Origin of the sequence: Nocardioides conyzicola (assembly GCF_039543825.1) — a bacterium.
GTDB classification, from domain to species: domain Bacteria; phylum Actinomycetota; class Actinomycetes; order Propionibacteriales; family Nocardioidaceae; genus Nocardioides; species Nocardioides conyzicola.
This window is the reverse complement of record NZ_BAABKM010000002.1, coordinates 1,207,380-1,223,619: the sequence shown is the minus strand read 5'-3', so window position 1 is coordinate 1,223,619 and position 16,240 is coordinate 1,207,380. Positions and strand designations below refer to the sequence as shown.

Here is a 16,240-nt window from a genome sequence, read left to right as displayed (position 1 = left end):
GGGACCGTCCGTCGAGAGGAACGCATGTCCGCGCTGGTCCTGCACGTCACGGGTGCCCGACCGAACTTCCCGAAGGCCGCGCCGGTGATCGCCGCCCTCGAGCGACGGGGTGTCCGGCAGCTCCTGGTCCACACCGGTCAGCACTACGACCGCAACATGTCGGAGGTCTTCTTCCAGGAGCTCGGGCTGCCCGAGCCGGACCTGAACCTCGGCATCGGCTCCGGCTCGCACGCTGCGCAGACGGCCGCGATGATGACCGCCCTGGAGACCGTCTTCCTCGAGGAGCGCCCCGACCTGGTGGTCGTGTACGGCGACGTGAACTCGACGCTGGCGGCGGCGCTGGTGGCCTCGAAGCTCGGGATCCGGGTCGCCCATGTCGAGGCCGGCCTGCGCAGCTTCGACTGGACGATGCCCGAGGAGGTCAACCGGGTCGTCACCGACCGCCTGAGTGATGTCCTGCTCGTGACCAGCGCCGACGCGCTCGTGCACCTCGCCCGCGAGGGCGTGGACCCGGACCGGCTCCACTTCGTCGGCAACCCGATGATCGACACGCTGCTGCGGCTGCGCGACCGGTTCGACGGCTCCCGCGTGGTGGCTGAACTGAGCCTGCCCACGACGTACGCCGTGGCCACGCTGCACCGGCCCGGCAACGTCGACGACCCCACGACCCTGGCCCGGATGGTGACCGCCCTGCGCGAGGTCGGCGACCGGATCGACGTCGTGCTCCCCGTGCACCCGCGCGGCCGGCAGCAGCTGGCGGCGTCGGGCCTGTTCGACCACCCGCGGGTGCATGCCACCGACCCGCTCGGCTACCTGGAGTTCCTCGGGCTCGTGGAGGGCTCGACGCTGGTGGTGACCGACTCCGGCGGCATCCAGGAGGAGACGACGGTCCTCGGTGTCCCCTGCCTGACGCTGCGGCCCAACACGGAGCGGCCGGTCACGATCACCCACGGCACCAACCGGCTGGTCACGACCGAGGACCTCACCCAGCACGTGGACGCCGTGCTGGCCGGTGGTGGCCCGGCCCACGGGCTGGTGCCGCCGCTGTGGGACGGCGCCGCCGGCGAGCGCATCGCCGACATCGTCGTCGCCGGGCTGCCCGGCTGATCAGCCGAGCAGTGCCCGTACCACCCGCTCGGCGGCGTGGCCGTCGTGGAGTGCGTTGTACGTCGAGTTGAGCGTGTCGACGGCGCCCGCGTAGCGCTCCCGCAGCCCGGCGAGGTCACCGAGCTCGCCGAGGACGCCCTCCAGGTCCGCCACCTGCGGCCCTGCGGCGGTGCTGTCGAAGTCGATCGGTCCGGGATAGGCCTCCAGGTAGGCGTCGTGGTCGGGCACGTGGAAGATCGCCGGACGTCGGGTCAGCGCCCAGTCGAAGCGGCGCTCGGAGTAGTCGAGCACGGCGACGTCGGCGGTGTGGAGGACGTCGTTGACGGCCGGCCAGGAGGTGACGTCGACGACGGGAGCCGCACCCGGGTCCGGGCGGTCCGGAGCGCGTACGCCGAGGGTCAGCACCACGTGGTCGGGTCCGAGCGCGGCCGCGAGGCGGCGTACGTCGAGGTCCGGGTCCGGTGCCGACCGCAGCAGCGCGCGGGCCGCGCGGTCCCGGTGGACCGGCGCGTAGAGCACCACGGTGCGGTCGGCCGGCAGGCCCATGCGGGCGAGCACGGCATCCCGGACCCGGTCCCGGTCCCGGGTGACCAGGTCGTCGCAGCGTGGGTAGCCGGTGACGAGGACGGGGCCCTCGAACTCGAACTCGGTGCGGTAGAGCTCCGCGACCGCGTCGGTCGGGGCGAGCAGGCACCCCCACTGCTGTCGTCGGCGGGCGACCTCGAGGCCGACCGCCCGGGCGTTCTGGCCGCGGGCCTGCCACGCGCTGACGCCGATCGGCGCGGTCGGGAAGCCCGCGAACGTCTGGAGCGTCCGCTGCTGCGGGCTCCTGACGAAGTAGTCGGGCAGCTCGCCGCTGACCCAGAGCATCGGGGACGCCGCCAGCGCGTCGTACCAGCCCCGTCCGTCGACGAGCACGCCGCGCGCGCCCTCGGGCACGGTGACGCTGCGGTCCCGGACGGCCCACGTGCGGCCGACGTCGGGCCGGAGCCGGGCGAGCGCGGCGTCGAGGGCCGCGGGGCTGTCGTCGACGGCGCCACGACCGGCGCGGAGCAGTACGCCGGGGGTCGGATCCGGCTCGGTGGTCCGCAGCTGGTGGGCTCGGCGCGATCGCAGCTGCACGTCCGGGCGCCGCTGGTCGTCGTCGAGCGTGCCGTTGGGCCGCAGGCGCCGGGTCAGCCTCAGCTCCTCGTCGACGCTCGACCGGGGGAGGGTCCGGGCCAGCGGCGCCGCCGCGGTCGCCTCGACCTCGGCTCCGTCGTCGGTGGGGACGACCAGCGTGTAGCGCCCGCTCGGCGCGAGGAGGGCGAGCCCGTGCGGCGGGGTGGTCGTCGTGGCGAAGCGGAGGCGCACCGACCCGGCGCCGGTCTCCACGGCGCTCGCCGGGAGGTCGACGTGCTGGCCCCGCCACACGGCGGCCGCGAGCTCGTCCACGGAGAGGTCCGTCGCCGTGGCGTCGACGACGAGCGCGCCCGGCTCGAGCTCGAGGCGGAGCACCTGGAGGCCGCGCACCGGCTCGCTGTCGGGCTCCGGCGCGGGGGCGGGGCCGCACTGCAGCCGGAACCCGCTCGCCTGGTCCCACCCCGGCTCGACCAGCACCGCCGACCCGCCGAGCTCGACCGTCTCGGGTCGGAGCTGCTGGGCGGCCGATCCGTCGACGGCCTCGTAGACCCCCGACTCCCGGACGACCAGGCCCGCGCGCAGCCGTAGCCGCAGCGTCCACGTGGCCGGCTCCTCCACGGGAGGGAGCGCGGCGACGTCGACGGTGGCGTCGAACGCCGAGTGGAGGTAGCTGACGTTGCCGTCGTCGGCCCACTGGTCGACCTCGGGGTCGGCGTACGTCTCGACCGGGAGGGCCGCGACCGCGCCCGTCGACGCCTCGACCAGCCAGGCCTCGAGGTCGAGCGGCCGTTCCGAGGTGCCGAGACCCGGGACCAGCGCCCGACCCGACAGCCGGATCGTCGTCCCGTCGACGGCCACGGACCGCAGCCCGGTGCGCGGCGCGGTCTCGGAGTCGGCCAGCGCCCACAGCTCGCCGGGCACCAGCGCGTTCACCGCGTCCGGCAGGTCGGGTACGGCGTACAGCCGGTCGCCCTCGACCCGGACCGCGGGCAGGGCCGCACCCCGGAAGTGCTCGTCGGCCACCGCCAGCTCGTCCCAGAGGCCTTCGGCGCACAGCCACGCGCGCACCGCGCGGTCGTGCCGCACCATGCGCAGCGCCCGGTCGGTCGCCCGGTCCAGGAAGGTGCGGTACGTCGCCGCGAGGGCGGCACGGTAGTCGTCGGACCCGATCAGGGCGTGCGCCAGGAACGGCGGGAAGTCGATGTCGAGGCAGCGACCCACCCATGCGTCGTACGTCGCCTCGCTGGCCTCGGCCTGCAGCAGCGCGAACGCCTCCTCCTTGACCGTGATCCGGTCCAGGAGGTTCTGCAGCACCGCCTTCTGCTGGCCGGTGCTGGTCCGGTCCTCGCGCATCCGCCACAGGTAGGTCACCCGCGCGAGGACGTCGAACCGCTCGGCGCGCACGTAGGCGGCCAGCATCGGGACGTGGTCCTCGTACGCCGTCCGGGCGCCGAACCCGCCGATCCGGTCGCGCCAGAAGGCGGTGCGGAAGACCCGGTTGCACGCGATGATGTCCTGCATCGCCGCCGGGAAGTCGTCGATGGTCGTGGCGAGCCGGTCGAACTCGTGGACGGCGCGACCCCAGGCCACCTGGCGGGCCAGGCCGTGCCGGGTGCGCTGGGCGGCGCCGACCACGAAGTCGGAGCCGGTGCGCTGCAGGGTGCGGACCATCGCCTTGTAGGCCCGAGGCGGGACCACGTCGTCGGCGTCGCAGAAGGTGAGGAACTCGCCTCGCGCCTCGGCCACGCCGAGGTTGCGGGCCGCGCCCTGGCCGGAGTTCTCCTGCGTCAGGACGCGCAGCCGCGCGTCGTTCTCGGCGTACCGGCGCAGGACGTCGAGGCACCCGTCGGTCGAGCCGTCGTCGACGGCGATGACCTCCAGGCGCCTGAGGGTCTGCCCGAGCAGGCTGTCGAGGCACTCGGGGAGGTACTCCACGACGTTGTAGACGGGCACGACGACCGTGAGGACCGGGGCCACCTCGTGACGACCGGGCGCAGACGGGTCGGGAGCAGGCTCGGCCGCCGGCTGCGGAGTCGGGTCGCCGCGCTGCCCGATCAGGTCGGTCAGTCGACGGCGTCGTGGACGATCGGGCATCGGCCTGTTCTGGTGGGCGACGGGGGCTCGCAGCGTATCGGGCGGTGCGCCGCCGATCGACCTCGTCGGTTTTTGTGCGGTGGCGCCGACTCTGACCGATGATGGTGGCGCTCCCACACGCCGAACCCAAGGACGACGATGACCCGCTCCCTCCGCCGCATGGTGGCTCTCTGCCTGATCGGGCTCGTGGCCGGCGTGATGCCGGCCGTGACGACCGAGGGCGCAGGAGCCGCGCCGACCCCGCCGGCAGCGGCGGCGAAGGTGACGACGACGGCGTACCAGGGCTTCGTCGAGCCCACCGGCTACCTCGAGGTGGGTCTCCGGAACACGGCTGCCGGCACCATCAAGGTGACGTGGAAGACGACCACCAAGACGAAGCGGATCGTCCGCTGGGAGGTCCGCACCTCCACCGGACGCACCATGGAGCAGCACACGCGTCTCTACAAGCTGAAGAACAAGCGCCGGAGCATCGTGGTGCCGCACGCCAGCCTGGTCACGCCGGCGTCCGGTGCCTTCACCTTCGTGCAGGTCAAGATGGTGCGCAAGAAGAAGTACGGCCCGGTCGGCAAGGCCCCCACCAAGTGGATCAAGGCCCCGGTGACGGTCACCCCGACCGCGACCGGCACGGCCGTGCTCGGCACGTTCAACGTGCGCTCCTGGAACGTGGAGAAGAGCAAGTCGGAGCCGTACTCGTGGGCGAACCGTCAGGACTACGTCTACCCCACGATCAACGACAGCGGTGCCGGGGTGGTCTCGATCCAGGAGGCCAGCGGCAGCGACGACGTCGGCTACAGCAACGAGAACGAGCGGCAGTACAACCGGATCGAGAACCGTCTCGCCGCCCTCTACCCCGCCGCCGACTGGCAGCTGGCCAACTCGCTGCCCTTCAAGACGGCCACGCAGCCGGGCAACGGTCGCCAGGGGACCCGCATCCTCTACAAGAACAGCGAGTACGAGCTGCTCGACCAGGGCTTCTTCCACGTCGAGGGCGTGGCCGCCTCCGACACCTGCTGGACCTCGTGGGCGCGGTTCCGGCAGCGCTCGACCAACATCACCTTCACCTTCATCTCCGCGCACCTGTCGACCGGGAACGACCCGAAGGGCACCACGGGCAAGTACACGAAGGCCCGCCTGAAGCAGGCCAACGCCATCCTGGACAAGGTCGCGGACTTCCAGGCGGCGCGCCCCTCGGAGCAGGTCTTCCTCGCCGGTGACCTGAACTCCACGATCTACACGCCGCCCGACAACGCGGTCCACCGCCTCCTGATCCAGTCCGGCTGGTACGACTCCCTCGCGACCAACGACGTCATGAACGGCCAGTACCCGAGCACCAACGACTTCGACTTCCCGGTCGTGGCCGAGCCGCTCCGTCGCGACTACATCATGAGCAAGGGCCCCCTCAAGGGGTCGTACTGGTACAAGAACCTGGCCTACACCAAGGCGGTCAACGTGGCGTCCGACCACTTCATGCAGATCGCCGAGATGCCCATCGGCGAGCCGCTTCCCTGACGGGACCGGTCACCCTTCCGCCACCTGCTGCGCCGGGGTCCACCTCGGCGTAGCCGACGGCAGCGGTCCCGATACGATCGTGGGGCTTGCGGACGGAAGGAGACCTGGGTGCGTTCACGGCAACGGCTCGAGCGCACGCTCGTGCGGATCGGTCGTGCCGCCCCGCCCGCCGTCCGGGGACCACTGGGCCGGACCACCCGGGCCCTCCGAGGTCGTTGGCAGGGGCCGCGCGTCACGATCGTGGTCGCGGTCAGCGACTCCGAGACCCGCCGCATCGTCCCCTGCCTGAAGTCGATCCGGGGCCAGAGCCACCGCAACCTCGACGTCCTCGTCGTGCCCTACGGACCGGCGGCCGGAGCGCTGGCGGCGGCCCGCGAGCAGGCCGCCGAGGACTGGCGCATCCGCATCGAGTCGCCGGCCGCGGACCTCGCGTCCGCCTGGAACGCCGGTGCCGCTCGGGCCCGCGACGGCTACCTCGTCTTCGCCCGGGGAGGCGACGACCTGGCCGGGCACGCGATCGAGCGGCTCGTGCTGTGCCTCGAGGACACCGGGTCGGCGATGGCCGTGGGCCGGATCGAGCCACCGCTGTCCCTGAACGCCTCGGTCGAGTCGCCGTTCGAGGCCGCCCACCAGACCGAGATCCGCGGCACCACCCTGGCCGAGACCCCGGTCGCGATCACCGACCTCGGGGTCGGCAACCGGATGCTCCGGCGCTCGTTCTGGCAGGAGGCCGGGCTCCGGTTCGACCCCCGCGACCGGCTGGGCACCGAGCTCGCGCTGCAGTCCTACGTCGCGGCGCCGTCGTTCGACCTGCTGCGCGACGCGACCTACATCCCGACCGGCCGCCGCGAGGGCGTCAGCGTCGGGGCCGTCCGCGACGTGCTGTCCGAGCTGGGTGGCTGGCTCGACGAGCACGCCGCCACCCAGCGGTCCGTGGCCGCCCTCGAGCTCCCCGACGTCCTCGACTGGTGGCTCTGGGGCACGCTCGACGCGGCGATCCAGCCCTTCCTCGGCGACGTCGAGCGCGCGACACCGGAGCAGTGGGCACGACTGCGGGACGTCGTCGACGAGCTCGTGGCGTCCGGGGGCGAGAGCGCGTGGGCGAGCCTGCGGGCGGACTCGCGCGTCAAGCTCTGGCTGGTGCGCGAGGACCGGCGCCAGGAGCTCGAGCACTACGTCGAGGCCCGGCTGTTCGAACGCTCCCACCGGCCCACCGAGGTCCGCGACGGCGTCGTGCTCGCGCGGCTGCCGTACTTCGAGGACCCTGCGGTCGGCGTACCTCTCGACGCGTTCGAGATGCGCGAGGCCGAGACGCCGCTGTGGGCCGCGCTCTACCGGATCCAGTGGGTCACCCCCCAGCGCCTCGAGCTGCGCGGCTTCGCGCGGATCGAGCACGTCGACCTCGGGCCGGACACCGCGGTGCGGGCCTGGCTCGTGGAGCACGGCAGCGGCGAGCGGCTGCCGGTCGAGGTGACGCGGTACGCCGACGTGCGGGCCAACCTCTTCGAGGGCTCGCGCTACCAGGACTACGCCGAGGGCGCGGTCACCCTCGCCGTCGACACGACCGTGCTGGCTGCTCGGGCCGCCGAGCGAGGTCGCGAGACCTCGTGGAGGATCGAGCTCGAGGTCCAGGCCCGTGGGCTGACCCGAACCGGCTCCATCGCCGAGATCGACGACCGCGCGTCCGCCGGCATGGTCGAGACCGGGCACCTGGGTGACCGGCTCGTCGCAGGTGCGCGGGTCGGCGTCCGGGGCCGGCACGCGAGCCGGTTCAAGCTCGTCGCGGCGCCCGCCTCCGGGCCCCGGCTCGTCGAGGCGACGGTCGCCGGCTCGACCGTCCACGCCACCGTCGAGACGGAGGGCGAGCGGCTGACCGAGGTCCGGGCCGTCGACCAGGTCGGGACGGTCGCGCGGGTCCGGTGCGCCGACACCGTCGGACCGACCACGATCAGCCTCGAGCTGCCCCGCCAACGGCCGGCCGACCCGCCGCGCCGGCTGCGGCTGGTGGCCGTGACCGCGTCCGGACGTGAGGTCGGCATCGCCTGGCCCGCCGACGCGCCGCAGTGGCTCGGCACCGGCACCGGCGCCGTCGCGCTGAGCCGGTCCGACAGTGGCGACGTCGACGTGGTGGACGTGCTCGGCACACTGGTCGTCGAGGACATCGACCTGGGCGACGGCACCATCGACGTCACCGCGCGCTGGCTGGGCACCCCGCCCGCCCGGTACGCCGTCCGCCTCGGTCGCCGGCGGGTCACCGTGGACGGCCAGGTCAGCGAGGCCGACGGTGGGCTCCGGCTCCGGTTCCCGATGCGCTGGGACGAGTGGGGCCTCGGAGAGACCCTGCTGCCGATCGGCGGCTATCGCTTCAGCGTGGAGTTCGGTCCCCAGGCGTCGCCGTACGCCGGGCGCGCGCTGGTCGGCGAAGGCCTGCTCGACCAGCTGCTCGACTTCACCGTGACCGACCAGGTGCGGATGCGGCGCTCGCGCAGCGGCCGCGAGGCGGGCCTGGTCCTGATGCCGCCGCTCTCGGACGCCGACCGGGGCCAGCTCGCCCAGGCCCGTCTGCAGGCGGCGTACCGTGCCTGCGACCTGCCCCTCGACGACAACGCGGTCTACCTCCAGTCCTACACGGGCGTGACCGCCACCGACAGCCAGCGGGCGATCCACGACGAGCTGCGCCGGTCCCGGCCCGACCTCACCATCTACTGGGGCGTCGTCGACGGCGCCTCCGTGGTGCCCGAGGGCGGCACGCCCCTGCTCATGCACTCCCGCGAGTGGTACCGGGTGATCGCCACCGCCCGTTACCTGTGCCTCAACATCGACCCGGACCGGTGGTTCGCGCTGCGGCCCGGGCAGCAGATGCTCCAGACGTTCCACGGCTACCCGGCCAAGTCCATGGGCATCCGGATGTGGGACGGCAAGGGCTACACGCCGCGGCGCATCGAGCTCGAGCTGGCCCGGACGTCGCGGGACTGGTCGATGATCCTGACCCCCGCCCCGGAGATGGACGAGCACTACCGCCGCGAGTACCGCTACGACGGCCCGATCCACCACGAGGGCTACCCGCGCGACGACGTCCTGCTCTCACCCGACGCGGAGCGGATCCGCGAGGAGACCCGGGCCCGGCTGGGGATCGCCCCTGGTCAGCGCGCGATCCTGTACGCGCCGACCTGGCGCGACGACCTGGCCACCAACTGGCGGCGGGCCGAGGCGGTCCTGCACCTCGACGTCGAGGCGGCGAGCCGCAAGCTCGGTCGGGACTACGTCCTGCTGATGCGCGGTCACCGGTTCCACGGCCGCACCGCGACGCCGGACGGCGACGCCCAGCTGGTCGACGTGACCCACTACCCCGAGATCAACGACCTGATCCTGGCCTCGGACGCCGCGGTGCTCGACTACTCGTCCCTGCGGTTCGACTTCGCGCTGACCGGCCGGCCGATGGTGTTCCTGGTCCCCGACCTCGCGACCTACACCGGCGGCGTCCGCGGCTTCCTCTACCCGTTCGAGGAGTCCGCGCCCGGGCCGCTGGTCGACACCCCGGACCAGGTCATCGCCCTCCTGCGCGACCTCGACGGCGTCCAGCGCCAGTACGCCGACGCGATGAAGACCTTCCACGACCGCTACAACTACCTCCAGGACGGCCACTCGGCGCAGAAGGTCGTCAAGGCCTTCTTCGGCTGAGCCGTCGACTGTCGGTCGACGGCTCGCGTCCGGCTTTTCGGTGGTCGAGCAGCGAGCGCCAGCGAGCGTCGTCGAGACCCCCGCAGCGTGGGCAGCGCGATGTGCGATGGCTGCGGGTCGACTCGGGTCGGCCGCCGATAGGCAGCTACGCCGGGTACGGCGGGCAGCGGGTTGCGGTTGGTGCCCGGCCTTCCGACCGCCGGCAACCACCCACCGGCGGCCGCGAAAAGATCCTCGGAAGTATTTCTGGAAAGTGTCCACATCCCAGTCAAACAAGGGGTTCTGAGCACCTCAATGTCGGTGGCCAGTGCTTGGCTGGACCTATGAGCGAAGGCCAGCACACCACCGGATCCGGGGAGTCGTACGACTCGCCGGACCAGGTGCTGGCCGCGCTCCACGACCGCCACCTCATCGGCAACCAGGTCGAGATCGACAAGCTGAAGCTGGCTGTGCAGTGGGCGGTCATGAACCCCACCGACACGATCGATGACGCCGCGACCGTGGACGGCACCCAGGGCGAGCTCGCGGTCGCCGGACTGGGTGCGCCGTTGGTGGCGGAGTTCTGCGTCGGTGACCTCGCGATGGCGTTGGGGATGTCCACCGATGCCGGCCGTACCTACCTGGGTGATGCGGTTGAGATCCGCTACCGGCTCCCGAAGATCTGGGCCGCGGTCACCGCGGGTCGGGTGCAGGTGTGGAAGGCCCGCAAGATCGCCCAGGCCACCAAGCCGCTGTGCCGTGACGGTGCGCGTCACGTGGACGCCCACCTCGCGCATCACCTCCGTCGGTGTTCGTTCGCGCAGATCGACCGCGCCGTCGAGGACGCGATCCGCCGGTTCGACCCGGACCTCGCGGAGAAGCGGCGCCGGGAGGCCTCCGACGAGAGGTGCCTGGATGTGGACCTGGACCAGGTGTCGTTCAACGGGACCGTCCACGTCGACGGGGAGCTCGACCTGGCCGATGCGATCGACTTCAACGACGCGATCGCCGCCGGCGCGAAGGAGCTCGCCGACCTCGGGTGCGAGGAGTCGCTCAACGTCCGCCGGTCCATGGCCGCCGGAGCGCTGGCCCGCCGCGAGCTCACCCTCGACCTCGGCACCCAGGACGAACCGCGGCCGCAGCGGAAGCGGGAGCTCGTGATCTACGTGCACCTCTCCGACGCGGGAGTCGCCGGTGTCGAGAACACCCGCTCCGCGGTGTCAGTCGACCAGGTGAAGGGCTGGTGCGCCGGCATCAACACGAAGGTGACGGTCCGCCCGGTCATCGACCTCAACGAGCACCTGTCGACGGACGCCTACCGACCGACCGAGACCATGCGCGAGCAGGCGATCCTGACCAACGCGACCTGCGTCTTCCCGCACTGCACCCGACCAGCCCGGCCAGCGGACCTGGACCATCTCGAGAACTTCGACGGCACCAACACCGAGTCCGTCAACCTCGCGCCCCTCTGCCGGGGTCACCACCGCTACAAGACCCACGGCGGCTGGACCGTCACCCGCACCGGACCGACCACGTTCACCTGGACCACCCCCTACGGGTACTCCTACGCCTGGGACACCACCCACACCCGACATACCCGCTGACCACACCCCGCCGGCACCGCCGACGGGGTCACAGCCATGTCCGGCAGCGGACAAGGGTGGGTTCGAGGCTCAGGCCTCGATGTCATCGGTCAACCGCAGCGACTCGAGCGGGTCGAGGCGGCGCAGGTCGATCACGTGCCCGGTGCCGCCGGAGACGAGCGCCTCCAGGGAGGCCTTGGCGACGGCGGTCGACTCGAGGAGCGAGCCGGCGGGCTCGTCGCCGAAGGCCTTGGTGCGCATCGGGGTGCCGGTGCGCTCGGGGTTGATGCAGTTGACGCGGATCCGGTCGGCGGCCCACTCGTCGGCCAGGGCCTGGGTCAGGTTGACCGTCGCGGCCTTCGCCGAGGAGTAGAGGCTGTAGCCGCTGCGTCCGCGCGTGTAGGAGCTCGAGGTGAAGAGCAGCAGGCTGCCCTGGGTGGCGCGCAGCAGCGGGTGGAACTCCTGGGCGATCAGGATCGGCGCGATGTAGTTGATGTCGGTGGCCGAGTAGATCGTCTCGTCGGAGGCCTCGACCAGGGTGCCGCGGGGGAGCACGCCGGCGGTGTTGACGACGAAGTCCACGGACCCGAACCGCTCGACGGCGTCGCGGGCCGCGGCGCCGATGTCCTCGCGGCGCTGCACGTGCGTCTGGGTCGTCGAGCGGCTGTACGACGCCACGTTCGCGCCGTACGACGCCGCGAGCTCGGCGATGTCGGCGCCGATGCCGTAGCTGCCGCCGAACACCACCATGGTCTTGCCGTCGAGGGCGGCGCGCATGGCCTCGTCGCTGCGCATCGCCGGTGCGTCGTTCCCGGTCAGCTGGAAGAGCTTGTCGGCGATGTAGATGTCGATCGGCTCGGTGACCTTCATGTTGCGCTCGTCGCCGGGGACGACCCAGATCGGGACGTCGGGCAGGTAGCGCAGCACGACCGTGCAGTCGTCGGTGGCCTCGAAGTTCGGGTCCTCGCCGGCGTGCCGGTAGGCCTCCCGGATCGTGGCGAGCTTGAACGCCTGGGGCGTCTGGCCGCGACGCAGGTTGGAGCGCGGCGGGATGTCCCGGATCGTGTTGTCCGGACCGACCTCGATGATCGTGTCGGCCGACGGGATCGCCACGTCGACGGCGTCGTGGGTGTCGAGCGCGGTGAAGCAGTCGGTGATGATCCGGGCGCTGACCAGCGGGCGTACGGCGTCGTGCAACAGGACCTTGCAGTCCTCGTCGCCCAGGGCGGCCAGGGCGGCCAGCGTGGTGTCGTTGCGCGTGCCGGCGCCCTCGAGGATCGAGGTGACCTTGGAGTAGCCGCCGTCGCGGACCATCGCGTGCACCGCGTCGAGGTGGCCGGGAGCCATCATGACGACGATCTCGTCGACGTCGGGGTGCCGGTCGAGGATCGCGAGCGTGTGCTCCATGATCGGGTGTCCGGCGATCTTGATGAGCTGCTTCGGCACGTCGAGACCGACCCGTACGCCGACACCTCCGGCCAGCAGCACGGCTACGTTCCTCACGGCGCCGACCTTATCGTGCGTCGTCCGCCGCCAGCCCCGGCAGGGCAGGTCGGCCGGGTCGTCCCCCGGTAGAGTGCACCGGCACCGCGTTCCCCACCCGCCGGCTGCGGTGCGACGAAGGAGATGACGTTCCGAATGCGCTCAGCGGAGACCGCCGCACCCCTGCCGGACGGGTCGGCCCTGATCCACATCGGCATGCCCAAGACGGGCACCACGGCGCTCCAGGCAGCCCTGCAGGACGCCCGTCCCACCCTGCGCGGGCTGGGCGTCGCCAACGTCGGACGTGGCCGGCACGAGATGAAGACGGCGCTCACCGCGGCCGGCACGCTGGCGCCGTACTGGAACGACGCCTGGCAGGACCGGTGGAAGGAGCTCGCGACGAGCTTCCGCACCTCGACGGCGCGCTGCACGATCTGGTCGAGCGAGACCCTCACGCAGGCGAGCCCCGAGCGCATCCAGCACATCGCCGACGAGCTGGGCCGCGACGTCACCGTCGTGCTGACCCTGCGCCCCCTCGCCCCGCTGCTCGCCTCCCAGTGGCAGGAGGTGCTGCGGCGGCGCGGCACCGACTCGCTGGACGCCTGGCTGCACCGCCACTTCGACGCCGTGTCGGTCGACGGCGAGGTCCACGTCAAGTACACCCGGGTGATGCCCGAGCTGCACCGCTTCAGCCTGCGTCGCGTGGTCCAGGAGTGGGGCGCGGTCTTCGGTGAGGACAAGCTCGTGTTCGTCGTGCCCGCCCCGGGTGACCGCTCCGCCCACCTCCGGGCCTTCGAGGGGCTGATGGGCGTGCCCGAGGAGACCCTCAAGCTGCAGGACCTCGACAACTCGTCGCTGCCCTACCCCGAGGCGGAGATGCTGCGGCACTTCAACATCGCCTACACCGATCGCGGGGGCGACCACCCCACGTGGATGTTCACCGTCGGGGCGGCCGGCAAGACCGGCCTGCGCCACCTGACCGGCCTGACGCCGTACCCGATCCGGACACCGCGCTGGGCTGCCGAGCGTGCCAACGACTACACCCAGGGCTGGATCTCGGCCGTCGAGGGCTCCGACGCCACGGTCATCGGCGACCTGCAGGACCTCCTGGTCGACCCCGCCGCCTTCCCCGAGGACGCCACACCTCCCGACACCGTCTCGGTGGACTCGGCCGGCCGGATCGCCGACATCTTCTACAAGTCCGGGCTCGACTACCAGCCACCGGCCTCCGAGGGCGACGCCCCCGGCCTCGAGGCGTACGGCGGCCGCCAGCTGCTGCGCGAGGTCGGCAAGCGAGCCCGTCGCCGGCTGAGGCAGCGCACATGACGGGTCTGGTACGCCGGGCGGTCGCACGGGTGCCCGGTGCGCGCAGCACGGCCCGATGGGTGCGGCGGAGCCAGCCCGAGGTGGACCCGGCCGAGCCCGCGGTCAAGCCGCGAGGCCCCGTCCGGGTCGAGCGGTTGATCCGGTCGCTCTCGCTGCCCGACGGTGCCGTCGTGGCGGTCCTCGGCCCGGCGGAGCCGGAGCTGCTGGAGCTCCTGCGGGCCGCGGTGCCGCAGGCCCGGGTGATCGAGACTCCGGAGAGTGGGGGCAAGCGACACCTGGCGATGACCGCGGCCGGCCCGTTCGACGTGATCGTCGACGCCGGTCCCGCTGACCAGCGCCAACGGCGCTTCAGCGCGACCTTCTTCCAGCTCCGCCCGCGTGGTCGCTACATCGTCGTGGGCGGTGCGGGGGAGCTCGGAGAGGAGCCCGGACCGCTCGGCGAGCTGCTCGCCGCGGGCGCCGCCACCGAGCCCGCGCCGCTGCGCACCCTCAACTGGCGGCGGCGGGTGCCGGAGAACCAGCTGGTGGCGATCAGCAAGCACGTCCGCAGCAAGGCGTCCGGCGGTCACCTCCTCCTCTGGCACGCGCTGCCCGACGTGCTGGTCAAGCTGCACGAGGCGCGCTTCAACCGCTACCTCAAGCTCGCCGACACGCCCCACCGGGTCGTCCTCAAGATCCCGGCGGGCGACCCGCCGGAGCCACCGGAGGGCGTCGAAGGCCCGGAGCCGCGGCTCCGCCCGGGACACCGTCCGATCACGGCGGCCGAGCTGAGCCTGCGCGACTACCGCGACGTCGTCGTACGCACGCGGCAGATCGTCACCGACGGCCGGGTGCTGCTGCCCGACACGTTCCGGCACAACCAGAACGGCGTGCTGCGGCACCGGCAGCTGGTCGACATCGCCGACGACTTCGCGCTCCCGCGGCAGCGCCTCGCGGACGACATCCCGCACCTGTCCGGCACGTTCCTGCACCTCGACGACGAGTTCCGGGGCCACTTCGGCCACCTGATGACCGAGACCATCTCGAGGGTGTGGAGCTGGCCCGAGGCGCTCGCGCTTGACCCGGACACGCGGGTCATCCTCACGCCAACGCCCAAGCGACAGGGCCTGGTCGAGTACGAGCTCCAGTTCTACGAGGCCTGCGGCATCCCGCGCGACCGGATCACCTTCGTCGAGGGCCCGGTCCGGGTCGAGCGGCTGATCTCCGGCAGCCCGATGTTCTGCCTCGGCGACTTCATCCACCCGCGGATCGTGGAGACCTGGGACGCCGTCGGCGACCGGCTCGCGGCCGCGGCCCCCGAACGCGAGTGGCCACGGCGGTTCTTCGTCGGCCGCCGCGGCGACAAGCGGGCCTGCGTCAACCCGGACGAGCTCGAGGGCGTGTTCGCCGGCTACGGCTTCGAGGTCGTCTACCCCGAGGACTACAGCCTGGGCGAGCAGGTGCAGCTCTTCCGTGGCGCCGAGGCCATCGGTGGGTACGCCGGGAGCGGGCTCTTCCAGATCGCGTTCGTGCCCCAGCCGACCCGCGTGATCACGGTGACGTCGGAGTCCTACATGCCGCGCAACGAGTTCCTGATGTCGGCGGTGCGCCGTCACCACATCGATGCGGTGGTCTGCCGCTCGGGCGGCGGCCTGCACGACTCGTTCCGCTACGACCCCGAGCGCGAGGGCCCGTTCCTGCGGGGGCTCCTCGACGAGCTGCCCTAGCTGTCGTAGCCGAGGTCGCGGAAGTCCGCCGCGTAGCGCGTGCGGAGGTAGCCCGTCAGCTCGGGGGAGATCGGCACCTCGGAGCTGTGCAGGTTCGTCACGTTGCCGCTCCTGAGACCGCGCGGTCTCCCGTCCAGACCGAAGTCGAAGCGGGCGTTGAGGTCGGCGTACATGGTCTCGAGGCGATCCTCCAGGCGGAAGACCTCGGCGCCGGGCACCAGGAACTCGGTCTGCGGGCGCAGGTGGTTGTCGAACATGTAGGGGTTGACCTCGTAGCGCCGGAAGACCCGCTCGGCCCAGGCGTCCACCTGCTCGCTGGTCGGGGGCTCCTCCAGCTTCCGGTTGCGCATCGTGAACTCGGAGCGGAACCGGGCGATCGGGTCGCGCACCGTGGTGAAGATCAGGTCGAACTTCTTGAGCGCGAACATCTCGGTGAGCAGCGATGCCTGGAAGTGCTGCGGTGGGCAGCGCAGCAGGTCGAAGGTCTCGGGGTGGGTGCGGCGGTTCTCCTTGTAGTGCACCGACCAGCCGGCGCGCTCGAAGGACCGCTCGACCGCGGTCCCCGCCGTCTTCGGGATGTGGATGAACAGGACCGAACGGCCGTCCTTGATCAACACCGGCACGACACGTCGCTCCTCTACACCCACGGCA

The 16,240-nt window shown here is 72.1% G+C and carries 9 protein-coding genes; 6 read left to right on the top strand and 3 right to left on the bottom strand.

The window, feature by feature from the left end; translation table 11 throughout:
- The first annotated feature begins 24 nt into the window (after window positions 1–24).
- Window positions 25–1,107 carry a non-hydrolyzing UDP-N-acetylglucosamine 2-epimerase gene (gene wecB / locus ABEA34_RS09005; protein ID WP_345520912.1) on the top strand — a complete coding sequence of 361 codons (1,083 nt, stop codon included), beginning with the start codon at window positions 25–27 and terminating at the stop codon, window positions 1,105–1,107.
- Here the strand turns inward: wecB and ABEA34_RS09000 are convergent, their stop codons facing one another.
- A complete protein-coding gene (locus ABEA34_RS09000) occupies window positions 1,108–4,323 on the bottom strand; it encodes a bifunctional glycosyltransferase/CDP-glycerol:glycerophosphate glycerophosphotransferase (protein ID WP_345520911.1) in 3,216 nt (1,071 codons plus the stop codon).
- Window positions 4,324–4,461: 138 nt separating this feature from the next.
- Here ABEA34_RS09000 and ABEA34_RS08995 point away from each other — a divergent pair, with 138 nt between their 5' ends.
- From ABEA34_RS08995 to ABEA34_RS08985, 3 genes are all read left to right on the top strand, one after another.
- Window positions 4,462–5,832 carry an endonuclease/exonuclease/phosphatase family protein gene (locus ABEA34_RS08995; RefSeq protein WP_345520910.1) on the top strand — a complete coding sequence of 457 codons (1,371 nt, stop codon included), beginning with the start codon at window positions 4,462–4,464 and terminating at the stop codon, window positions 5,830–5,832.
- A gap of 108 nt (window positions 5,833–5,940) precedes the next feature.
- Entirely contained in the window at window positions 5,941–9,513 is a 3,573-nt protein-coding gene (locus ABEA34_RS08990) for a bifunctional glycosyltransferase/CDP-glycerol:glycerophosphate glycerophosphotransferase (RefSeq protein ID WP_345520909.1), read from the top strand.
- Between the two features lie 323 nt (window positions 9,514–9,836).
- Window positions 9,837–11,096 carry an HNH endonuclease signature motif containing protein gene (locus tag ABEA34_RS08985; RefSeq protein ID WP_345520908.1) on the top strand — a complete coding sequence of 420 codons (1,260 nt, stop codon included), beginning with the start codon at window positions 9,837–9,839 and terminating at the stop codon, window positions 11,094–11,096.
- Between the two features lie 69 nt (window positions 11,097–11,165).
- Here the strand turns inward: ABEA34_RS08985 and ABEA34_RS08980 are convergent, their stop codons facing one another.
- Window positions 11,166–12,578, bottom strand: a complete 1,413-nt coding sequence (locus ABEA34_RS08980; protein WP_345520907.1) for an SDR family NAD(P)-dependent oxidoreductase — start codon at window positions 12,576–12,578, stop codon at window positions 11,166–11,168.
- A gap of 135 nt (window positions 12,579–12,713) precedes the next feature.
- Here ABEA34_RS08980 and ABEA34_RS08975 point away from each other — a divergent pair, with 135 nt between their 5' ends.
- Complete coding sequence (locus ABEA34_RS08975; protein WP_345520906.1) at window positions 12,714–13,883, top strand: hypothetical protein; 1,170 nt, start codon at window positions 12,714–12,716, stop codon at window positions 13,881–13,883.
- Window positions 13,880–15,589, top strand: a complete 1,710-nt coding sequence (locus ABEA34_RS08970) for a glycosyltransferase family 61 protein (protein ID WP_345520905.1) — start codon at window positions 13,880–13,882, stop codon at window positions 15,587–15,589. Before ABEA34_RS08975 ends, ABEA34_RS08970 begins: the two co-directional genes overlap by 4 nt.
- Here ABEA34_RS08970 and ABEA34_RS08965 read toward each other — a convergent pair.
- Window positions 15,586–16,212, bottom strand: a complete 627-nt coding sequence (locus ABEA34_RS08965) for a sulfotransferase family 2 domain-containing protein (protein ID WP_345520904.1) — start codon at window positions 16,210–16,212, stop codon at window positions 15,586–15,588. The two genes, ABEA34_RS08970 and ABEA34_RS08965, sit on opposite strands and share 4 nt — an antisense overlap.
- Between the last annotated feature and the right edge of the window lie 28 nt (window positions 16,213–16,240).